This window comes from Photobacterium sp. GB-1, from assembly GCF_003026165.1.
Classification (GTDB): domain Bacteria; phylum Pseudomonadota; class Gammaproteobacteria; order Enterobacterales; family Vibrionaceae; genus Photobacterium.
Genome location: NZ_PYOB01000013.1, coordinates 36832 through 58135, shown reverse-complemented (window position 1 = coordinate 58135; position 21304 = coordinate 36832). Strand labels below are relative to the sequence as shown.

Here is a 21304-nt window from a genome sequence, read left to right as displayed (position 1 = left end):
TTACTGTTAAACACCCACCATAAAGAGATCTTTGGCTGGTAATCAAAAAAGCTCGTTAATAGTATTAACGAGCTTTTTATTTAGTATTGAAAAGGTTAGAGGTGGTTTTTTATATCATCAACCGCTCTTTCAAAGTGGGTCTGCATGATTTTCTGTGCGAGCTCTATATCACGATCAAGGACTGCTTTCATTAAGGCTTCGTGTTCCCCTTGATCGTTGTAACGATCTTCAGCTTGTCGTGTTTTACTCACCCAAATATGACGATAACGTTTTATTTGATCATAGATATCATTATAGATATCAAGCATTACAGGAGAGTTGGAACTGGTTAAAATAGCGGTATGAAAATCACTATGTCGTTGCTCCCATTCTGATAAATCAGTGTCATCAAGTGCTGGATCTAAGCGACTGAGTTTGTGATAGGTCGTTAAGATATTGAGTTCCCAAGCTTCATCACCTTGTGTGATCGCACGTGTTAGTAGCTCTCGAGAGATAACATTATTAGCACTAAAAAGATCTTGTAGTTCTTCAATTGAAACGGGGGCGACCCAACATCCTTTTTGTGGTGCAAATTTAACGTACTTTTTCCATGATAATTGTACTAAGGCTTCTCTAATTGGAGATGCGCCTACGTTGTATCGCTCTTTAAGATCAGCAACAACGAGCTTTTGGCCTGGAGTCAGTTTACCGAGCAAGATATCTTGTCGGATGATCTCCATAACCTGATTCGTTAAAGTCGGGCTAGACACGTCAATCCTCTTCAGCTTCTTAAATTCTCGTTATTATTATTATTGAGAATTTATCGTCTTGTTATATATGAATTTATTAGCAATTTGAGACTAAAGTATACATTGGTTTGTTTATTGCTTAAACATTTTAGGTGCTATTTGATCATTTATAGAAGGGGTATCATATAAGTGATGGCTAACATAATGATGTCGCATTCCCTAAAGTAAGGGCTATCACGTATTTATTGTGAAGATTAAAAGGGGCACCTTAAGGGGGAGGATGTTTAAGGTGTTAAGAGAATAAAATAAAAAAGGAGCCACAAGAGCTCCTTTTTGTACATCAGTAGGTACGAATTAAAGTACGTGTACAGATGCTGTGTTTGTAGTACCTGAAGCGACTAGAGCACCAGAAACCATAACAACGATGTCGCCTTTAGCACCAAGACCCGTTTCAAGCGCTAGCTCTTTACCGCGTAGGTAGAATGCATCAGTGCTTTCAATTGAATCAACAACAACAGGTGTAACACCTTTAGAAAGACATAGCTGAGCTGCTGTCTTAGTATTTGTTGTTACAGCAAGAATGCGTGCTGTTGGGAAGTACTTACGTACAGAGCGAGCTGACTTACCAGCTTCAGTAGCAACGATAATTAGCGGAGCGTTTAGTTTCTCAGCTGTATCTACTGCACCTTTACATACCGCTTCAGTGATACGTAGACGAGGGCTATCTAGACGAGAACCTAGCTCTGGCTTAACAACGTAATCAGTACGTGCACAGATTTGCGCCATGATAGTGACAGCTTCAATTGGGTATTTACCCTTAGCTGACTCACCAGAAAGCATTACTGCATCTGTACCATCCATGATTGCGTTAGCAACATCGCCCGCTTCTGCGCGAGTTGGACGTGGGTTCTTAATCATAGAATCAAGCATTTGAGTTGCAGTGATAACAACTTTACGTGCGCGGTTACACTTCTCGATCATCATCTTCTGAGCGAAGATTACTTCTTCTACTGGGATCTCAACACCTAGGTCACCACGAGCAACCATGATACCGTCAGATGCATCAAGGATAGCGTCGAAGTTATCAACACCTTCTTGGTTTTCGATCTTAGAAATGATTTGGATGTTTTCGCCACCGTTAGCGGTTAGAAGCGCACGGATTTCTTGTACGTCTTCAGCTTTACGGATGAAAGATGCAGCAACGAAATCAACACCTTGCTCACAACCGAACTTAAGGTCAGCTTTGTCTTTTTCAGCAAGCGCAGGCAGTTTTACAGAAACGCCAGGTAGGTTAACACCTTTGTTTTCGCCTAAGTCACCGTTGTTAAGTACTTTACACTTAACTTCAGTATCAGTTGTTTCTAACACTTCCATTTCGATTAGACCGTCGTCTACTAGGATAGTGTTACCTTTTGTTAGGTCTTTAGCAAAACCTGGGTAAGTTACTGCAACGCAGTTTTGGTTACCTACAACTGAAGTGTCAGTTGTAAATGTAAAATCTTGACCAGCTACTAGAGAGAAGTCTTGACCGCCTTCTAGTTTGATTGTACGGATTTCAGGGCCTTTAGTATCTAACAGGATTGCTAGCTCTTTGCCTGTATTAGCCATTACTTCGCGTAGGTTACGAATACGTTGGCCGTGCTCTTCGAAGTCACCGTGTGAGAAGTTAAGACGCATTACGTTCATACCAGCGTTAGCTAGTTTAGTAAGCATTTCTACAGATTCAGTTTTAGGTCCAATCGTACATACGATCTTGGTCTTTTTCATTGAGGGTCTCTCCAGACGAACTTTTACCCAAGGGGAAATTATCATCATAGAACCAATGTTCTCATCTGATTGCTGTGTCACTACATCCTAAATGAGAGAATAGTTACTACGATGGTTGTAATAAAAAACTCGATAAACATTACTTTATAAAAACGTTGGCGCTTTGATAAAGTGACAGTACAAATTTTTATTGTTACTTATCGTTGGTTAGATCTTGATACTTGCGTTAATTAATAATATCAAACAGTTTATTGGATATGAGTTTAACGAGCGCAACATTATAGCAGAACTCTTATGATTTGCACTTAGAGTTAAGAGTCAAAATCGTCTCATTGTTATGTGACGTAACGATGATGATTATGCTGAAAAATAAAAATAAAGTATTGTTATTTATCAAGACTTGAAGGGTTATTTAATATTGTCTTTAGGCTGTAACATATTCTGTTGTGGTGAATAATTATCAAAGTAATTGATGAAATCACAATAATGGCTTTTGTGATCTGAATCTGAAAGACTGTAGATAAAACAAAAGGCAGAGAAGGATTAACCTTTTCTGCCTTTCTATGTTTGGTGGCCCCTCCCAGACTTGAACTGGGGACCAAGCGATTATGAGTCGCCTGCTCTAACCACTGAGCTAAGGGGCCAATATGGGCAAATTATAGGGGATGGATTTGCCCTTGTCTAGCGATTAAGGCTAGGATTTTGTTTGCTTTTTCAACAGTTAGTCTTCTATTCGAAATATTTGCAGAATAAATCAAATAAGTGACTTTATTATTTGATTGTATGCATTGTTTTAGATACAAAAAAGCGAGCGCTAGGCTCGCTTTTTTTAATGCTAAAGTTTACTCGTCGAGGAAACTGCGTAGCACATCAGAACGGCTTGGGTGGCGTAACTTACGTAACGCTTTTGCTTCAATCTGACGAATACGCTCACGCGTTACATCAAACTGTTTACCCACTTCTTCTAACGTGTGGTCAGTATTCATATCAATACCGAAACGCATACGTAGTACTTTAGCTTCACGTGGTGTTAAGCCTGCAAGTACATCGTTTGTCGCTGCACGTAGATTGGTTGCTGTTGCTGCATCCATTGGTAATTGAAGCGTGGTATCTTCAATGAAGTCACCTAAATGTGAATCTTCATCATCACCAATTGGGGTTTCCATTGAGATTGGCTCTTTAGCAATCTTCAATACCTTACGGATCTTGTCTTCCGGCATTTGCATGCGTTCAGCCAATTCTTCTGGTAATGGCTCACGCCCCATCTCCTGAAGCATCTGACGAGAGATACGGTTCAGTTTGTTGATGGTTTCAATCATGTGAACAGGGATACGAATGGTACGTGCCTGATCTGCGATTGAACGTGTGATTGCCTGACGGATCCACCATGTCGCATAAGTTGAGAATTTGTAACCACGACGGTATTCAAATTTATCAACGGCTTTCATCAAACCAATGTTACCTTCTTGGATTAGATCCAAGAACTGCAGACCACGGTTGGTGTACTTCTTCGCGATAGAAATAACCAGACGTAAGTTTGCTTCAACCATCTCTTTTTTCGCACGGCGCGCTTTTGCTTCACCGATAGACATACGACGGCTGATGTCTTTAATACGCTCGATAGAAAGACCCGTTTCTTCTTCTAGCATGCGTAGTTTAAGAGAAGAACGACGAAGATCTTCTTCGTATGCTTTTAAGCGCTCAGCATAAGGTTTGCCAGAATTTAGCGCTTCATCAATCCAATCTTGGCTTGACTCGTTACCTGCAAATAAGGAAACGAAAGTTTTCTTCGGCATTTTGCTGTTATCAACACACATACGCATGATAAGACGCTCGTTGGTGCGTACTTTATCCATAGAATCACGTAGTGAGCTAACCAAACGGTCAAACTGCTTAGGGATCAGACGGAACTGCTTGAATACTTCAGATAACTCTTCAACTGCAACTTCAGTCGTCGCATTTTGACGACCGTTTGTTTCAATTGCTAACGCCATTTTATCGTAGGCTTGGCGTAGCTCTAAGAATTTTTCACGAGCAAGCTCTGGATCGATGCTGCCGTCATCTTCTTCTTCATCGCTATCTTCAGCGTCTTCGTCATCTTCAAGATCTTTATCTTCGTCTTCAAGATCACTTTCGCTTAGCTCTGAACCAATGTGCGTTGCAGTTGGTGCAGCTGTTGCTTCTTCGTTAGGATCAACAAAGCCTGAAATAATATCAGTTAGGCGAAGCTCATCAGCTTCAACTTTATCGAATTGCTCAAGTAAGTGAGCAATTGCAGACGGGTATTCAGCGACAGAGCATTGAACTTGGTTAATACCATCTTCAATGCGTTTTGCGATATCAATTTCGCCTTCACGAGTAAGTAGTTCAACCGTACCCATCTCACGCATGTACATACGTACAGGGTCTGTCGTGCGGCCGATCTCGCTTTCTACGCTTGATAATGCTTGCGCCGCTGCTTCAATGGCGTCTTCGTCGGCATTATCTTCAGTCATCATGAGTTCATCGGCATCAGGGGCAGTTTCAACTACCTTAATACCCATGTCATTAATCATTTGAATAATGTCTTCTACCTGATCAGAATCAACAATATCTTCTGGTAGGTGGTCATTTACTTCGGCGTAGGTCAGATAGCCTTGTTCCTTGCCTTTCGCAACAAGTAACTTTAGCTGTGACTGCGGATTTTGCTCCATAGACGGTATCCAACTTCGGGTCTGAGTGATAATTTAGTATGCAGAGTTGCAAACCGTTAATTATAACAAATTTCTTAATTGTTGACTACTTATTAAACAGGACGATTCAGTAATAGTAACTGTAATTCCTGCTTTTCTTCGACTGATAAGCCGACAGTTCTCGATTTAGTCTGCAACTGTTCAATTTGTTGTTTGACGCACTGATCAATAATTTTGTCCATTGCGTCTAAAAATACATCTAAGCTGTTGTCTTCATCTTTCGACAACGGTAATACCCACGCAGCAAGACGAGCCATTGTGGCTTCATTCTTGGTACCGCGCCAGTGTTCTAAAAGCTGTCCAGTGCTAATATTGGGATTACTTCGGCATTTATCAACTATCGATAGCAATAAATTTAAGCCTGATAATTCAATATTTTCAAATGCACCCATGTCAAACTCAAGGTGAGTGACAAAATGAGGGTGCTGAATCAATAATGCGATCACTTCTCGCATTGGTGTTCGCTTGATTTGTACTTGGCCCACAGGTTTTGATGTTTTGCCATGCATTGATATTAGTTGCTGAAGCTGGGCTTCGTCAGGCAGCCCTAAATTTTTGCCAAGCAGTTCACGTAAGTATAGCCTGAGCGTGCCACCAGGGACCTTATCGATCAGGGGAACGGCGAGGGTGCTAAGTTTCGCTTTCCCTTCGCGGCTGGTGGTATCGACTTGTCGCATTAAACTGTTGAAGAGAAACTCTGATAATGGCATCGCTTCATCAACACGTTGTTCAAAGGCGTCTTTGCCTTCAGCACGAATACATGAATCAGGATCTTCGCCGTCAGGCAAGAACATAAATTTAAGTTGGCGACCATCTGTTAAATACGGCAGCGCTTGCTCCATTGCTCGCCATGCAGCGTCTCGTCCTGCTCTGTCGCCATCATAACAACACACAACCGTGCTAGTTTGACGAAACAGACTTTGAATATGATCGCCTGTGGTTGATGTACCGAGTGACGCTACGGCGTAATCAACACCAAATTGCGCTAACGCGACGACATCCATATAGCCTTCAACCACCATGATTTTATTTGGTTCACGGTGAGTTTGTAACACTTCATATAAGCCGTATAACTCACGACCTTTATGGAAAATATCGGTTTCTGGTGAATTGAGGTATTTTGGGGTGCCATCGCCTAACACACGACCGCCAAAACCAATGACTCGTCCACGTCGATCATGGATCGGAAACATCACTCGGCCACGGAAGCGATCATAACGACGACCATTATCGTTTTCGATCAGCATACCTGTGTTGACAAGTGCTTTTTGCGATTCATTATCTCTGCCAAAACGACTACGTACCATGTCCCATTGATCAGGAATAAACCCAATCGAGAATTTCTTTACGATTTCACCGGATAAGCCACGACCTTTGAGGTAATCGATAGCAATTTCACCTTCTTTGGTACGAAGTTGAGATTGGTAAAACTGTGAAACTTGGCCCATCAATTCATAATAATTACGTTTGTCAGCGGCTTTTGGACCACGTTGGGTGTTATTGCCATCGTTTTCACGTGGCACTTCCAAACCTAGCTGTGAAGCTAATTCTTCAATCGCATCAACAAAATCAAGGCGATCAAATTCCATGACAAAATCAAGGACATTACCGTGCACACCACAACCGAAACAGTGGTAAAACTGCTTTTCTTGGCTGACAGAAAAAGAGGGTGTTTTTTCATTATGGAAAGGACAACAAGCACCAAAGTTTTTGCCTTGTTTTTTGAGTTTTACCCGCGCATCAATGACATCGACAATGTCATGTCGAGAAATAAGATCATCAATGAATGAACGTGGTATTTTTCCTGCCATAAGAAAGCAAATAACCTGATAGTGAAATGAAAGAAGATTGTTTTTGGAGTGTGTGGAGTTCTCGCTCAATCAGATACGAACAAGCCGTGCATCCCAAAAGGATAGCACGGCTTGTCGCTGAATAGGAGAGTGATTAACCTAGTTTAGTTTTCACTAACTTGCTAACAATCCCCATATCGGCACGACCCTGAATTTGCGGTTTCAGTACGCCCATCACTTTGCCCATGTCTTGCATAGTGGCAGCGCCAGTCGCAGCAATAGCTTCATCCATTAACGCAGAGATTTCCTCTTCAGTTAGTGGTTGAGGCATAAACTCGGCTAGAACACTGATTTCAGCATGCTCGACATCAGCTAAGTCTTGACGGCCTGCAGCTTCATATTGAGCTACAGAGTCACGACGTTGCTTAACCATTTTTGTTAATACAACCAACACGTCGTCGTCGTTAAGAGTGATCTTTTCGTCAACTTCACGTTGTTTAATTGCTGCAAGAACTAAACGGATAGCGCCAAGACGAGGTTTATCCTTCGCCTTCATCGCCGCTTTTTGTTCGTCTTTAAGACGTTCAATTAGAGTCATTACGCGATCCTTCTGTATTAAAATCTAAAGATTAGTACAGACGAACGCGACGCGCGTTTTCGCGAGCCAATTTCTTCAGGTGACGCTTAACTGCCGCTGCTTTAGCGCGCTTACGTACAGTTGTTGGCTTTTCGAAGTGCTCACGACGACGAACTTCAGAAAGGATACCTGCTTTTTCGCAAGAGCGCTTAAAACGACGTAGTGCTACGTCAAACGGTTCGTTTTCACGTACTTTGATTACTGGCATGTAATACTCACCTCAGAGTGATTCTATTTAAAGCTGACGTTCAAAGTGTCAGCTGATTAAAAATGGTGCGAAATTCTAATCTGATCTGGGGGCATTTGTAAAGCATTCTACGTCTATGAACTGGTTAATTTATGTCAACAACGGTAACATGCCCCTTAATTAGTACTCCCTAACCCTATTTGAGTTATCGGTTGTTATTGAAACTATACCGATTTTTCATTTAAACCCCCTAATAGTATAGAGGTTGTTATGCGTATACTGGGCATCGAGACTTCCTGTGATGAAACAGGTATTGCGATTTTCGATGATGAAAAAGGTCTCTTGGCACATGAACTTTACAGTCAAGTAAAGCTACATGCGGATTACGGTGGTGTTGTGCCTGAGTTGGCATCGCGTGATCACGTTAAGAAAACGATTCCATTGATTAAGGCTGCGCTTGCTTCTGCCGGACTGACTCATGACGATCTTGATGGTGTTGCTTATACCGCAGGCCCGGGTCTTGTTGGTGCATTATTAGTGGGTGCAACCATTGGACGCAGCCTAGCGTATGCGTGGGATTTACCTGCTGTTGCGGTGCACCATATGGAAGGGCATCTTCTCGCGCCAATGTTAGAAGATAATGCACCTGAATTCCCATTCGTTGCCTTGCTGGTGTCTGGTGGTCATACCATGATGGTTGAAGTTAAAGGCATTGGTGAATACCAAATCCTAGGCGAGTCGATTGATGACGCGGCTGGTGAGGCTTTTGATAAAACAGCGAAGATGATGGGGCTTGATTACCCAGGTGGCCCATTACTGTCTAAAATGGCAGAAAAAGGTACTAAAGGGCGTTTTAAATTCCCTCGTCCAATGACAGATCGTCCCGGTCTTGATTTTAGCTTTTCTGGTTTAAAAACATTTGCGGCGAATACCATTCGTGCTAACGACGATGATGAACAAACCCGAGCTGATATCGCGTTTGCATTCCAAGAGGCGGTAGTCGATACCTTAGCCATTAAATGTAAACGTGCACTAAAACAAACAGGTTTAAAGCGCTTAGTGATTGCTGGCGGCGTCAGTGCAAATAAGTACTTACGTCAAGAGCTTGAAAGCATGATGAAGAACCTAAAAGGGGAAGTGTTCTATCCTCGTACAGAATTTTGTACAGATAATGGTGCAATGATCGCTTATGCAGGCATGCAACGTCTGAAAAACAAAGAAACGATGGATTTAGGTGTTAAAGCCTTTCCACGCTGGCCGATTGATCAACTTAAACCGATTGCTGACTAATAAAAAATGGGTATAGCAATAGAAAAGCGAAGCAAAGAGCTTCGCTTTTTTTGTTTAAGCGTCTTTGTTTTTCTTGGAAAACTTATCCCAAATCTTGGTTTCTTGTCCATCAAGTAGGCGACGAATATTTTCGTGGTGCCGCAAAATAATTAAGCAAGACAGCATGGAAACAGGCATGGTGTATTCAGGTTTTACCAACCAAGTGAGCATTGGTGCAGCAAGGGCTGTGATAAGTGATGCGAGTGAAGAGTAGCCGGTTACAACCAGTGTGAGTACCCATGTTGTAATGAGCATGCCGCTTAAATCCCATCCAATAGGCGCTAATGCTCCAAGGGCTGTTGCAACTCCTTTTCCGCCCTGGAAATGAAAAAATAGTGGATAAATGTGGCCTAAACAGGCAGCAATTCCAATGATACCGAGTAAAAATGGATTAATACCTAAAAAGTAGCTTAGCCATACTGGCAACATACCTTTCAAAATATCAGATACCAAGACTAGTGCTGCTGCACTCTTTCCACCTAAACGAAGCACATTAGTAGCACCTGGATTACCGGAACCACTTTTTCGAGGATCGGGAAGTCGATACAACCGCGAAATTAATACGGCGCTAGAAATAGACCCAAGTAAGTAGGCGGCAATGATCATCAGTAGCGCTAGTGGTGTCATGCATTTTTCCGAATAGCTAAGGTAAGTGCCAGTTCAACAGGAATTGAAATGTTAACTGGATCTTATCTGCGTCAATATTACGGAACAGTAATTTTGACTCGTTCATGGCTGTGGTATAGTTCCAGCCAAGTTAACAGTGATAATGTTGCATCATTACTAACAACACTCATGTTAACGAATATTACCTGATAATACGCGCTTTTGCTGACATTGGGTATCCGACCTCTAACAAAATTAGCGATTGAGCATGGATACGGTATTTATCGAAAAATTAGAAGTTATTGCCACTATTGGGGTATATGACTGGGAGCAGGAAATTAAGCAAAAATTAGTGCTTGATTTGGAAATGGCGCATGATAATCGACCTGCTGCTAACAGTGATGATGTTACTTATGCATTGGATTATTCTACGGTAAGTACCGCTGTTACGAATTTGATTGAACAGGGACGATTTCTGTTAGTTGAGCGTGTAGCTGAAGATGTGGCAAATTTAATCATGACAGATTTTAATGTGCCTTGGATCAAAGTGCGAGTGACTAAACCTGGTGCTGTGGTGAATGCGCGTGGCGTTGGAGTGCAAATAGAGCGAGGTAGTAAGTGATCACCGCGTATATCAGTATTGGTAGTAATATTGAACGTGAATATCATTTAAAAGCTGGCTTAGATGCGGTAAAGACACTGGCAAGTAACTGGCGAATGTCTCGCATTTTTGAAGCTGAGCCTGTGGGGTTTGATGGTGATAATTTTTTTAATGCAGTGATTGAAATACAGACATCGTTATCGTTATCTGCATTACAATCTCAACTTAAAGAAATTGAATGCCAATTAGGGCGTCCGGCACATGCGGTTAAAAATCAAAGTCGTACTATCGACCTTGATTTGTTGTTGTATGGCGATGCTGTAAGTGATGCTTTACCGTCGTTACCACGTTCTGATATTTACCGTTTTGCTTTTGTTTTGTGGCCTCTCAGTGAGTTAAATCCGGACTTAGTGATACCACAAGAGACTCAAACATTGGCGCAACTTTGGCAAAATTTTTCTCAACAGCAAATATTATGGCCTGTTGAATGAGTCATTTAGTAAAAAGTTAGTCACTACTTACTTTTTATGCTGTGTTTAATTAAGGACAATTAATGAGTCATTTAGAAGCATTTATGTTAGCCCTTATTCAAGGACTGACAGAGTTTTTACCCGTCTCTAGCTCCGCCCATTTAATCTTACCGTCTGAGATCTTAGGTTGGCCTGATCAAGGCTTAGCGTTTGATGTCGCTGTACATGTTGGTACGTTGATGGCGGTTATTCTGTATTTTCGAAAAGAGGTGGTTTCGTTATTAACCGCTTGGATTAACTCCATTTTTAAACGTGAACATAGCGCTGAATCGAAATTAGCATGGATGATTGTGATAGCGACAATCCCCGCCTGTATCTTCGGTTTGGTGATGAAAGACTTTATCGAAATGTACTTGCGTTCAGCATGGGTGATTGCGTGCACCACGATTATCTTTGGTTTGTTGCTATGGTGGGTTGATAAACGCGCCAAGCAAACCGATAACGAGTATCAAGCGAATTGGAAGAGTGCGTTGTTTATTGGTCTAGCGCAGGCGGCGGCTATTATCCCTGGAACTTCTCGCTCTGGCGCGACGATGACAGCTGCACTGTATCTTGGCTTTACGCGTGAGGCTGCAGCGCGTTTTTCATTTTTAATGTCGATCCCGATTATTCTGCTTGCTGGTAGTTACCTTGGTTTAAAATTGGTGACGGGCACAGATCCAATTGATTTCGGTAATCTAAGTATTGGTATTGCTGTTTCGTTTATCAGTGCTTATGCGTGTATTCATGTGTTCTTGAAATTAGTAACGCGTTTGGGAATGACACCGTTTGTTATCTACCGCTTAATTTTGGGTATTGGTTTGTTCTTATTCTTGATGTCCAAGTAATTTTAACGCGCTATTTACGATCAAAAAAGCCGACATTAAGTCGGCTTTTTTGTGTCTTTTGTTTTAAAGCTAATACTTAGCTACTTTGGCGTGTCGCTGTTAAATGTAGAGCAACTGCCTCTATACGTTTTGCCGCTAATTGCTCTCTGATCTCTGCGCCTTTAAACCCTGCTGCAACAATTGCTTTTACATCCACTTGTTGTGCTATAGCAAATACAGTTTGGAAAATATCAGCTTGTTGGTACGGTGTTTGCTCAAAGTGGGTGCGTCCACGAGCATCAGCACGGCAGCACGTTGCTAGTTGAGCAACACGGTCGGGTTTTCGCCATGCGTCAATTTGGTCAAAGATTTTAATAAAGGTATCAGCACGCATTTCTTCGGCATAATGGATTTTGGTGTGCTGTTCACAGACCAATAATGCCAGATCGCGACAGTCATTCGGTATACGTAAACGTTGGCACAGTGCTTTGATAGGTTTAATACCATCTCGACAGTGCGTCTTGTGATGAGGTAGATCCTCCTTTGGGGATAAGGCTTTCCCCAAATCATGTACCTGTGCGGCAAAACGAATGGTTTTATCGGTCGTTAACTCAGCGGCTTTTTTAGCCACTAATAAAGTATGGATACCGCAATCAATTTCAGGATGCCACTTTTCAGGTTGTGGTACTCCAAACAGTGCATCAATTTCAGGCATGACAACTGATAACGCACCACATTGGCGCAGTACCGTAAGAAATACTTGTGGGTCATCACTAGAGAGTGATTTTTCCCACTCTTTCCATACCCGCTCAGGTGTGAGGCTTTCTAATTCACCACTGATCACCATCTCTTGCATTAACGCGATAGTTTCAGGCGCGACAGTAAAACCTAAATGGGCAAAACGTGCGGCAAAACGCGCGACACGTAAGACACGCAAAGGATCTTCACTAAATGCAGGGGAGACGTGACGTAAAATTTTATCGTGAAGATCTTGTTGTCCATGGTAAGGATCAATTAACTCACCCGTTGGTGATTGGGCCATCGCATTGATGGTAAGATCACGGCGCTGTAAATCTTGTTCAAGCGTTACATCAGGTGCAGAATAACAAGTAAAGCCAGTATAACCATGCCCGGATTTTCGCTCAGTTCGAGCTAGAGCATGTTCCTGTTTCGTTTTTGGGTGAAGAAAAACAGGAAAGTCACTGCCTATTTGTTCAAATCCTGCAGCTAGCATTGCTTCAGGTGTTGTGCCAACCACCACCCAGTCTTTATCTGTTACCGTAAGGTTTAATAAGGTGTCACGAACGGCACCACCAACAAGATAGGTTTGCAATGAAAGCTCCTTATATCTGAAACTAATGAGATGAATCTCTACCGATTTTAGTTAAAAACTGACCATAATACTGTATTCAGTGTGAACTTGGTCTATGCGCTACTGCTTGGCAGTATACAATAACCCAATCAATACCCATGATAATAAATACCGCAATGTTGACGGGTATTTTAGAACAAAAGAGCATTTAACCTCGTTAAACGGTTATCACTTATTTTAAGCACTAGAGTATTTCTATGTATCAAGACTTTTTCGGGATCACTGAAGCGCCTTTTTCTATCGTCCCTAGCGCACGTTTTTTATATCTCAGTGAACGACATCGAGAAGCATTGACACATATGTTGTCAGGATTAACCGATGGTGGTGGTTTTGGTTTATTAACGGGAGAGGTGGGTACCGGTAAAACCACCGTACTACGTGCGATGATTTCCCGGTTGTCACACCAAACACAAGTTGCTGTTATTTTAAATCCAGCGTTATCTGCTCATGATTTATTAGCTGCGATTTGTGATGAGTTAGGCTTACATTATCAATCTGACGCGAGCTTTAAACAGTTAACAGATATCATTTATCGCCACTTAATTGCGAATCATGCTGAAGGTCGACAAACATTGCTGCTGGTGGATGAAGCACAGCACCTTATGCCTGATGTATTAGAACAATTACGCTTATTGACCAATTTAGAAACGGACAGCAGAAAATTGCTTAAGGTCGTGTTAATTGGTCAGCCTGAATTACAGCAATTATTGCAACAAGAGCGTTTACGTCAGCTTGCTCAACGTATAACTTCTCGTTATCACCTGTTGCCCTTAACCGAAACCGAAGTGAGTGAGTATATTCACTACCGTTTAACTGCTGTCGATTGTTTATACCCTGTATTTGACGCAAGTAGCATCAAATATATTGCGAAAGCAACTCAAGGTATTCCGCGCTTAATTAATCTTGTGTGTGATAAGTCGATGCAATTGGCTTGTCAAGCCGGCACGCATCAAGTGACTAAAACAATGGCGGTTCAAGCGTGTGAAGATATTTTAAGTTGGCAAGTCCCTGTTCAGTCAAAAGCGCGCTTAAAAGGGGCTAAAACTGCGGCATCATGGCTCCCATGGGGAGTTGCTATGGCATTATGTTCAACATTAGTGATGGGGGTATGGCATTATTGGCCATTACCTGTCGCGCCAGTTGCATCACCGATAGCACCGAACCATTCGTCATACGCTGCGGTAAATTTGTCTGCCGTTGAGACATCGAGTGAGTTAAATAATCAGAAAATAACAACAGCCTTAAATCACCCAGAAAATACCCAAGAAAGGTTAGCGAAACTGATTGATGCGAGTCGTAAAGAGCGAACTTCGATGCAAACGTTATATCGTTTATGGGGCTTTGATACCGCATTAAATCAAGCAACATGTGCTACCAGTTCGCGGATCAGCTTGGCGTGTTTTAGTGGTAAAGCGACATTAGCAAAATTAGGCTTAATTAACCGTCCCGTGATCGTAACTTTAAAAGATGGCGCGCAGAAGCCTTTTTACGCGGTGTTATACGCGATCACCGATGATCGTATTGAATTACTCTTAGGGAAAGAGCGAATTTCGGTGACACCAAAATGGTTTGAGTCACGTTGGGATGGACAATTTAGTTTATTGTGGCGTCCACCATTAGGTGATAAAACCAGTATTCGTTTTGGACAGAATGGTCCACGCGTTGCGTGGCTTGACCAACAATTGAATGATTTTCTTGGTGAAGAGTCGCCAAGAAAAGGCTATTTTGATCAATCAATATTAGATAAATTGCGTCGTTTCCAACGTTCACAAGATTTAGCGGCTGATGGGATAGCAGGGCCAATGACACTTATGGTGCTGGATTCTGCGATGAACCTACCTGGACCAACGTTACAGCCGGAGCACAGCTAATGTCTCAATTGCTAGATAGTTTAAAACAATCAGATAATAAAAATACGGATCAGTCTGAACGAGAAGCGGGTCAAGGAACCGTTAAAGTTGTGCATCCAATGCGAAGTGTTAAAGCTCAGAAAATGCCAACATCATGGGCATGGCCACTTGTTATTGCATTACTTCCTGCCGCTTCAATTGTTGGATATAAGTTTTATCAGCAAGCCAAATATGAGCAGGTTCAAACAACAGCGCTGAGTGCACCGTTAAAGCAAGTACCTCAATCGCAACCCTCGACATCAACATATGATCAGCGAGTATTGCAAGCGCCAGCAGAGAGCCGTCAGGCGACGGTATTATCACCAACCAAAGACGTTGTTTTTCTGGATTATCCTCAATTGGTGACAGAGCCTCTTCCTGTTGGTGATAGCCTGTATTCAGCTGCGCCTGCTTATCAAGATTATGAAGTCGCAACGCCGACTCAATCTTATTTGGCGAATGCTTCTGCAGACAGTTATGCTGCGGTATCTAAACCTGTTGCAAAACAATCTGAAGATCAAGATCCCTATCAACTAGATAATTTAGATCTTTCTGGATTATCACCTAAGTTAGCCGCTCAGCTTAAATCCGCGATTGTGGCAACAGATGGCGAAAGTTATCAAGACAATGAACTGGATCGCAGTGGGGATAAAGTTGATGCTCAACCTTCAGTTAAAGCGCCTAAACAATCACAAAGTAAAGTGATCCCTATTGGTTTGCTACCAGCATCGATTCAAAACCAATTACCTAAAATGAACTTTGAGCAGCATATCTATTCGTCAGCCCCTGCTAAACGTTGGGTTAAGGTCAATGGTAAGGAATTTCATGAAGGGGACAGTATTGCGCCAGGCGTCAAATTAGCCCGTATCGAGTCACGTGATGTGGTATTAAAATTTGATGGTTACGAAATCAGTATGCCAGCATTATCAGAGTGGTAAATGCACGCTAACAAGAGATAATAAAAAAGGCAGCTAAGCTGCCTTTTTTGATCCAGATGTCGAGACCTCTGCCTCTTTGGTCATTATGCCCAACCGTTATTACGTTTACGACGGCGTGGGATAAGGTGAGGTAGCACAAGACCAAATAATAAGCCTGCACCTGCAACAAGACCACCATAAGTGAACCACTTCATTAATAGGTCGTCTTTTTGAGTATCAATTTTTGCGCGAAGTTCACGGATTTGATCTTGAGATGAAGACAACTCGCTTTGCAGTTTATTATTGCGTGTTTCTAAATCATTAATCTGTGTATTACGTTGAGCTAGTGTGTTTTTAAGCCCAGCGTTTTGACTATCGCTTGAAGTAAGTGCTTCAGCAAGTTTAGCCTTAACTTCTGTTAATTCAGTTTGTAGCGCAGGAACACGCTCTTTTAGGCCAATTTCGGTTGAAACAAATTTTGAATCGACCCAACCACTACGACCACGGTCATCGGTTATTTGGGTAAAGCCTGCCGCTTTATTAGAGCTTAGTAGGGTAACTTTAGTACCTGCATCAACGCTACCAATTATACGGTATTGTGTGCCGGGGCCTGAATGCATATAGGTAAATAGGTTGTCGGAGATATAACGAACTTGTGCCGCATTTGCAATAGGCGCAATTGCCGCACAAATAAGTAAACAAAGACTAATGAGGTGCTTCACAATCTGATCCTTGGGGAGTCTTGATTTTGTTAAGGTCGTTGATAGTAAGAATTTTGGCAGGAAGGTGCAAGAAAAGAGGGAGGCTAAGCCTCCCTCTTTTGAACCTGTGCCACTATTTAACTAAATATGGCTTGCATAATGTAGAAGAAAATGACAGCAAGTAGTGCACCCGCTGGCAGAGTAACTACCCATGATGCAACGATGTTACGAACAACACCAAGATTCAATGCTGCAATACCACGAGCAAAACCCACACCTAAAACGGCACCAACAAGTGTTTGTGTCGTTGAGATAGGTAAACCTGTACCTGATGCCAGTACAACAGTCGATGCTGTTGCAAGCTGCGCAGCAAAACCACGGCTTGGGGTTAGTTCTGTGATACCTGTGCCTACGGTAGCCATTACTTTATGACCTAGAGTTGCGAGGCCGATAACAATACCGATACCACCTAGTGGAAGGATCCACCATGCAATTTCACTTTTATTTGCAATTTGGCCAGCATGCTCAACCGTAGAAACTACAGCAGACAAAGGACCAATCGCATTAGCTACGTCATTAGAGCCGTGAGCAAATGCCATTGCACAAGCGGTTACTACCATTAGTACGCTAAATACACTTTCAACACCGGCATAGCCATTACTATCAACAGAAGAGCCGTCGTCGGTGTATTTACGCTGAATGTATAAGTAACCTGCTACCATCACAAGTAGTGATACAACAAGTGATGCAACCCAAGCTTCACTGGTTGTTAAATGCAAACCAACGTGCTTTAGACCTTTCTTAATTGTTACTAGTGCAATGACCATCGCAGTAATAAACATGTAGACAGGAACAAAGCGCTTTGCATTTTTCAGTGGAGTATCAGTGTCAAAAATTAATTTTTGGGCGCTGATAAATATTAGGTAAGCAAAAATACCTGCAATAAGAGGGGTAATTAACCAGCTACCAACAATACCTTGGATTGAATGCCAATCCACTGCATTAGTACCAACAGACACACACGCAAAACCGATAATTGCACCGATAATTGAGTGAGTTGTTGATACTGGCCAGCCCATATAAGAAGCGAGCAGTAGCCATGTACCAGCAGCAAGTAACGCTGACATCATGCCGTATACCAGTACTTCAGGTTGGGCTGCATAGAGTGAGGTATCGATAACACCTTTACGGATTGTATCTGTTACTTCACCACCAGCAAGATAAGCACCTGCGAACTCAAAAATCATCGCAATGATGATTGCTTGCTTTACAGTTAGCGCCTTTGAGCCTACTGAAGTACCCATGGCATTGGCAACATCATTTGCACCAATACCAATCGCCATTAAAAGACCAAAAATAGCTGCCACTCCAATAATTAGAGTGCCGTAGTTAGCCAGGATTTCCATTGTAAAACCTTGTTTTGTTAATTCTCGTTATTAAGAACGCGAAAGCATAATCTCTAAACGCGAGCCTACACGCTGTGCTTGATCAGCAATTGCGCCTACCCACTCGAGAATCTTATACAGGAACATGACATCCACCGGGCTGTGTTGGTCTTCGATGGACATTAATTGTTGACGTAGAACAATCTGCATAGAATCAGTATCATCTTCGATAACATCTAGCTGATTAATCATTTCGGCAACAAGCGTCACTTCTCTGCCTTTGAAACCAGTCTCAAGAAGCTCATCCAATTCGTTAATTACACGGCGTGCTTGATCAGCAGCGTCTAAACATCGTTGAACGTAAGCGACAAAGTCTGGGTACATGATCGCAGGAATTTGTAGCTTACGACCTAAGACACGACCTGCGATATCTTTAGAGAGGTTAGCGAGTTTATCCTGCTGGGTTAACAGTCCTAACATATCAGTACGATCTACTGGCATGAAAAGACCACGAGGAAGCTTCAGACGGATCTCACGCTTAAGCACATCCGCATCTTTTTCAAGTTGCGAGATCTGTTCGCGTAAAGCAGCCGCCTTTTCCCAGTCTCCAGCATTACATGCTTCAAAGAATGGGATAAGCAAGTTACAACATTCAGTTACGCGAATAACGTGACGTTGCAGTGGTTTGATTGGGGATTTTGCAAAGAGCCCCATAATTGTATTTACTGGCATAGCCGATCAACCTAGAGAGCGCCCGAAAAAGGCTAAATCTTGAGCGATGGTCATTGAAGCGCGCATGTTAACGTATATATGAGTATAGTGGAACTAATTTTGATCAAGGTTTTATCGATATTTCTGACTTGCCCTTAAGCGCAGAAGCAAATATCCTTGGATTGCCACTGTTTATAGGTATAACTATGGAAACCGAGATAGAACTGAAGTTTATCGTCTCACCAGAATTTTCTAGTCAATTATTGAACAAAATAACTGAAGCGAAAATTCTGCAGCAGAGCAGTCGAGAATTAGGCAATATTTACTTTGATACGCCAGACCAATTATTGCGTCAGCATGATATTGGCCTTCGGATACGTCGTTTTGACGATGTTTATGTACAAACATTAAAAACTGCAGGTCGGGTCGTTGCGGGTTTACACCAGCGTCCTGAATATAATGTAGAAATTGATGGTGATGCGCCCATTTTGGCTTTACATCCAGCGGATGCGTGGCCAGAAGGTTTTGATGTTGATCTCGCTCAACAGCAAATTAAACCTTTATTCTCAACCGATTTCACCCGTCAGCAATGGTTAGTCGCCATGCCGGATGGAAGCCAGATTGAATTGGCCTATGATCATGGTGATGTCCATACTAATGGTAAATCATCGCCAATTTGTGAAGTTGAGTTAGAGCTTAAATCGGGTCAAACCGATGCTTTATTTACGCTTGCCCGTGCACTTTGTGCGGATGGTGGTATGCGATTAGGTAATTTGAGTAAAGCGGCTCGTGGCTACCGCTTAGCAGCAGATTATCAAGGTGATACACCAAAGCCTTTAACGCTGGTGGCAACGACTGAGCAAGATACGGTTGAATCGACGTTTATTAAAACGTTAGAGCACGCATTAGAGCATTGGTTATACCACGAACAAATTTATACTGAATCGCAAGATCAGCAAGCGTTAGTTCAAATCTCCCAATCATTAAGCTTATTGCGCCAAACCTTTGCAACGTTCGGCGGTATTATCCCGCGTCGTGCCAGTGCTTTGTTACGCCAAGAATTACAATGGTTAGAAGGTGAGTTAGCGTGGTTAGAGGATGCCAATAGTATTCAAGCGCTAACGGACGATAAATCTTATGTGTTGCGTAAGTTAAATGTCCGAAAATCACTACAACAGCAGTTAGATACGCGCTATGAACAGCTACCCGATAGCGAAGATATGCTGCGTTTGATGAACTCTGCACGTTATTGCGGTTTATTGCTTGATTTAAGTCGTTGGATATTAAGCCGTGGTTGGCAGCCGTTTTTAGATGATAAATCACGCGCAAAACTTGCTGGTGCGATTAAACCTTTTGCCGATAATATCTTATCTCGTTCATGGCGTGAGCTAATGGATGCTTTTCCTGCTGAGCGCCAATTAACCCGTTCTGATTACATTGATCAGAAACCACGTTTGCAACGGAATTTAATGTGTGGTTTATCTTTTGCTGCGCTTTACGATCCTGAATTACGTCAATCTTTCCGTATGCCATGGTTTGATTTATTGCAAGGCATTGACGACCTTTATGCCTTAGAGCCAATACGTCAGTTATTGCCGTTATTTGAAGGTGATGACTTTGTACAAATTGAGAAATGGTTGCAGCGTCAAAATGAATCATTGATCCATGCAATGGATCAAACACGTAAGATGAGTATTGAACTCGCGCCATATTGGCCTTAAGTGCTATAGAGAAAATAAAAGCCTTGCTCAAGCAAGGCTTTTTTATAGCGATATATTTTTGTTTTCTTAATGCTGGCTTGGTGTATTGGTGCTTTTCTCTTGTGATAGTTGATCAAGTTTTGTTTCCAAGCGATCTAATTTAGCCAGTAAGACTTGTTGATTGGCTAGCATTTCTCGCCATTCTTTTCGATGTGCTTTTTCGAGTAAGTCTTTTTCATGTTGTGGATCTGAAATGATTGAGCTTATCAAACCAGCCACCATACCAAATAAACCCACACCACAGATGATGATCCCGACAGCAATGATTCGACCTAATGTTGTAACCGGATAATAATCGCCATAACCCACGGTTGAGATAGTGACAAATACCCACCATAGTGCATCCCCTGCAGTATGAATGTTCGCTTCAGGGACATTGCCTTCTACAAATAAGATAGAACTTGCGCCAATAGTGATAAGGACCGTCAATAATAAGAAGATCGAAGCCAAAGTGGTTTCTCGGCGATTGTTTTGTAGCTGAAAGTAAATGTGTTTACTCGAACGTAATAAGCGAATAACGCGCAGAACTTGTAAAATACGCATAAAACGTAACGGTTCGATAGCGGGAATACTGGCGATAAAATCAGGCCAGTGGTGCTTTAGGTAGGCAGCTTTACTTTCACTTCTAAATAAATCTATCAGCAGTTGGCACCAGAAAATCAGGCAGATAAAAGTGTCTATGGCAATAAAAATACGAAACGTTGGACTGTGTTTATTGAGAAAAAGTGTGCTGGTCACAATGATAAGCGAGGTGATAGAGAGAACCAATGCCATCAAACTCATGGGATGTAGCTCATACTTTACGTCATCAATTACTTTCATCACTAAGGTCTTTGTGGTTATTGTCGATATATTG

Annotated in this window: 19 protein-coding genes and 1 tRNA gene; 7 read left to right on the top strand and 13 right to left on the bottom strand. The window is 42.2% G+C overall.

Annotation, left to right across the window (positions count from 1 at the left end; translation table 11 throughout):
* Positions 1 to 95: 95 nt before the first annotated feature.
* The 7 genes from C9J45_RS13465 to rpsU all read right to left on the bottom strand — a co-directional run bounded on the left by C9J45_RS13465 (position 96) and on the right by rpsU (position 7862).
* The gene (locus C9J45_RS13465) at positions 96 to 719 is read right to left on the bottom strand and encodes an FCD domain-containing protein (RefSeq protein WP_107207649.1); all 624 of its coding nucleotides are present in this window, start codon (positions 717 to 719) and stop codon (positions 96 to 98) included.
* A gap of 363 nt (positions 720 to 1082) precedes the next feature.
* Positions 1083 to 2495, bottom strand: a complete 1413-nt coding sequence (gene pykF / locus C9J45_RS13460) for a pyruvate kinase PykF (RefSeq protein ID WP_005369842.1) — start codon at positions 2493 to 2495, stop codon at positions 1083 to 1085.
* A 568-nt stretch (positions 2496 to 3063) separates the two neighbouring features.
* Positions 3064 to 3139: transfer RNA gene (locus C9J45_RS13455), tRNA-Ile, on the bottom strand.
* A gap of 198 nt (positions 3140 to 3337) precedes the next feature.
* Positions 3338 to 5188: an RNA polymerase sigma factor RpoD gene (gene rpoD / locus C9J45_RS13450; RefSeq protein WP_005369841.1), complete on the bottom strand. Its 1851-nt coding sequence runs from the start codon at positions 5186 to 5188 to the stop codon at positions 3338 to 3340.
* 92 nt (positions 5189 to 5280) lie between these two features.
* Positions 5281 to 7038 carry a DNA primase gene (gene dnaG, locus C9J45_RS13445; RefSeq protein WP_107207650.1) on the bottom strand — a complete coding sequence of 586 codons (1758 nt, stop codon included), beginning with the start codon at positions 7036 to 7038 and terminating at the stop codon, positions 5281 to 5283.
* A gap of 133 nt (positions 7039 to 7171) precedes the next feature.
* A complete protein-coding gene (locus C9J45_RS13440) occupies positions 7172 to 7615 on the bottom strand; it encodes a GatB/YqeY domain-containing protein (RefSeq protein ID WP_005369839.1) in 444 nt (147 codons plus the stop codon).
* Positions 7616 to 7646: 31 nt separating this feature from the next.
* Positions 7647 to 7862, bottom strand: coding sequence for a 30S ribosomal protein S21 (gene rpsU, locus C9J45_RS13435; RefSeq protein ID WP_005301411.1), 216 nt, complete (start codon positions 7860 to 7862; stop codon positions 7647 to 7649).
* Positions 7863 to 8111: 249 nt separating this feature from the next.
* Between rpsU and tsaD the strand changes: the two genes are divergently transcribed.
* On the top strand, positions 8112 to 9131 hold the full coding sequence (gene tsaD / locus C9J45_RS13430; protein ID WP_107207651.1) for a tRNA (adenosine(37)-N6)-threonylcarbamoyltransferase complex transferase subunit TsaD: 1020 nt from the start codon (positions 8112 to 8114) through the stop codon (positions 9129 to 9131).
* 54 nt (positions 9132 to 9185) lie between these two features.
* Here the strand turns inward: tsaD and plsY are convergent, their stop codons facing one another.
* Complete coding sequence (plsY, locus tag C9J45_RS13425; protein ID WP_005369836.1) at positions 9186 to 9797, bottom strand: glycerol-3-phosphate 1-O-acyltransferase PlsY; 612 nt, start codon at positions 9795 to 9797, stop codon at positions 9186 to 9188.
* A 247-nt stretch (positions 9798 to 10044) separates the two neighbouring features.
* Here plsY and folB point away from each other — a divergent pair, with 247 nt between their 5' ends.
* From folB to C9J45_RS13410, 3 genes are all read left to right on the top strand, one after another.
* Positions 10045 to 10398, top strand: coding sequence for a dihydroneopterin aldolase (folB, locus tag C9J45_RS13420; RefSeq protein ID WP_045130746.1), 354 nt, complete (start codon positions 10045 to 10047; stop codon positions 10396 to 10398).
* Complete coding sequence (gene folK / locus C9J45_RS13415; protein WP_107247481.1) at positions 10395 to 10868, top strand: 2-amino-4-hydroxy-6-hydroxymethyldihydropteridine diphosphokinase; 474 nt, start codon at positions 10395 to 10397, stop codon at positions 10866 to 10868. Before folB ends, folK begins: the two co-directional genes overlap by 4 nt.
* 62 nt (positions 10869 to 10930) lie before the next feature.
* Positions 10931 to 11734, top strand: a complete 804-nt coding sequence (locus C9J45_RS13410) for an undecaprenyl-diphosphate phosphatase (protein WP_107247480.1) — start codon at positions 10931 to 10933, stop codon at positions 11732 to 11734.
* A 76-nt stretch (positions 11735 to 11810) separates the two neighbouring features.
* Here C9J45_RS13410 and C9J45_RS13405 read toward each other — a convergent pair whose 3' ends face one another.
* Complete coding sequence (locus C9J45_RS13405; protein ID WP_107292651.1) at positions 11811 to 13046, bottom strand: multifunctional CCA addition/repair protein; 1236 nt, start codon at positions 13044 to 13046, stop codon at positions 11811 to 11813.
* 236 nt (positions 13047 to 13282) lie between these two features.
* On the opposite strand from C9J45_RS13405, the gene C9J45_RS13400 reads away from it, so the two are divergent.
* Together C9J45_RS13400 and C9J45_RS13395 are read left to right on the top strand one after the other, a co-directional pair.
* On the top strand, positions 13283 to 14956 hold the full coding sequence (locus C9J45_RS13400; protein WP_199189331.1) for an AAA family ATPase: 1674 nt from the start codon (positions 13283 to 13285) through the stop codon (positions 14954 to 14956).
* The gene (locus tag C9J45_RS13395; RefSeq protein ID WP_107207654.1) at positions 14956 to 15912 is read left to right on the top strand and encodes a general secretion pathway protein GspB; all 957 of its coding nucleotides are present in this window, start codon (positions 14956 to 14958) and stop codon (positions 15910 to 15912) included. Before C9J45_RS13400 ends, C9J45_RS13395 begins: the two co-directional genes overlap by 1 nt.
* Positions 15913 to 15995: 83 nt before the next feature.
* Here the strand turns inward: C9J45_RS13395 and C9J45_RS13390 are convergent, their stop codons facing one another.
* The 3 genes from C9J45_RS13390 to C9J45_RS13380 form a co-directional block, all read right to left on the bottom strand.
* Positions 15996 to 16613, bottom strand: a complete 618-nt coding sequence (locus C9J45_RS13390; protein WP_107207655.1) for a TIGR04211 family SH3 domain-containing protein — start codon at positions 16611 to 16613, stop codon at positions 15996 to 15998.
* Between the two features lie 116 nt (positions 16614 to 16729).
* Positions 16730 to 17998 (bottom strand): inorganic phosphate transporter, encoded by a 1269-nt coding sequence (locus tag C9J45_RS13385; protein ID WP_107207656.1) that lies wholly within the window; start codon positions 17996 to 17998, stop codon positions 16730 to 16732.
* Positions 17999 to 18028: 30 nt separating this feature from the next.
* A complete protein-coding gene (locus tag C9J45_RS13380) occupies positions 18029 to 18709 on the bottom strand; it encodes a TIGR00153 family protein (RefSeq protein WP_107207657.1) in 681 nt (226 codons plus the stop codon).
* 185 nt (positions 18710 to 18894) lie between these two features.
* Here C9J45_RS13380 and C9J45_RS13375 point away from each other — a divergent pair, with 185 nt between their 5' ends.
* Positions 18895 to 20409, top strand: a complete 1515-nt coding sequence (locus tag C9J45_RS13375; protein WP_107207658.1) for an inorganic triphosphatase — start codon at positions 18895 to 18897, stop codon at positions 20407 to 20409.
* A 66-nt stretch (positions 20410 to 20475) separates the two neighbouring features.
* Here the strand turns inward: C9J45_RS13375 and C9J45_RS13370 are convergent, their stop codons facing one another.
* A complete protein-coding gene (locus C9J45_RS13370) occupies positions 20476 to 21270 on the bottom strand; it encodes a potassium channel family protein (protein WP_107247479.1) in 795 nt (264 codons plus the stop codon).
* Positions 21271 to 21304 lie beyond the last annotated feature (34 nt).

Bases quoted from the DNA above. Each gene is read 5' to 3' on its own strand.
- C9J45_RS13465 (WP_107207649.1), bottom strand. From the start codon at position 719: ATGGAGATCATCCGACAAGATATCTTGCTCGGTAAACTGACTCCAGGC.
- pykF (WP_005369842.1), bottom strand. From the start codon at position 2,495: ATGAAAAAGACCAAGATCGTATGTACGATTGGACCTAAAACTGAATCT.
- rpoD (WP_005369841.1), bottom strand. From the start codon at position 5,188: ATGGAGCAAAATCCGCAGTCACAGCTAAAGTTACTTGTTGCGAAAGGC.
- dnaG (WP_107207650.1), bottom strand. From the start codon at position 7,038: ATGGCAGGAAAAATACCACGTTCATTCATTGATGATCTTATTTCTCGA.
- C9J45_RS13440 (WP_005369839.1), bottom strand. From the start codon at position 7,615: ATGACTCTAATTGAACGTCTTAAAGACGAACAAAAAGCGGCGATGAAG.
- rpsU (WP_005301411.1), bottom strand. From the start codon at position 7,862: ATGCCAGTAATCAAAGTACGTGAAAACGAACCGTTTGACGTAGCACTA.
- tsaD (WP_107207651.1), top strand. From the start codon at position 8,112: ATGCGTATACTGGGCATCGAGACTTCCTGTGATGAAACAGGTATTGCG.
- plsY (WP_005369836.1), bottom strand. From the start codon at position 9,797: ATGACACCACTAGCGCTACTGATGATCATTGCCGCCTACTTACTTGGG.
- folB (WP_045130746.1), top strand. From the start codon at position 10,045: ATGGATACGGTATTTATCGAAAAATTAGAAGTTATTGCCACTATTGGG.
- C9J45_RS13410 (WP_107247480.1), top strand. From the start codon at position 10,931: ATGAGTCATTTAGAAGCATTTATGTTAGCCCTTATTCAAGGACTGACA.
- C9J45_RS13400 (WP_199189331.1), top strand. From the start codon at position 13,283: ATGTATCAAGACTTTTTCGGGATCACTGAAGCGCCTTTTTCTATCGTC.
- C9J45_RS13395 (WP_107207654.1), top strand. From the start codon at position 14,956: ATGTCTCAATTGCTAGATAGTTTAAAACAATCAGATAATAAAAATACG.
- C9J45_RS13385 (WP_107207656.1), bottom strand. From the start codon at position 17,998: ATGGAAATCCTGGCTAACTACGGCACTCTAATTATTGGAGTGGCAGCT.
- C9J45_RS13380 (WP_107207657.1), bottom strand. From the start codon at position 18,709: ATGCCAGTAAATACAATTATGGGGCTCTTTGCAAAATCCCCAATCAAA.
- C9J45_RS13375 (WP_107207658.1), top strand. From the start codon at position 18,895: ATGGAAACCGAGATAGAACTGAAGTTTATCGTCTCACCAGAATTTTCT.
- C9J45_RS13370 (WP_107247479.1), bottom strand. From the start codon at position 21,270: ATGAAAGTAATTGATGACGTAAAGTATGAGCTACATCCCATGAGTTTG.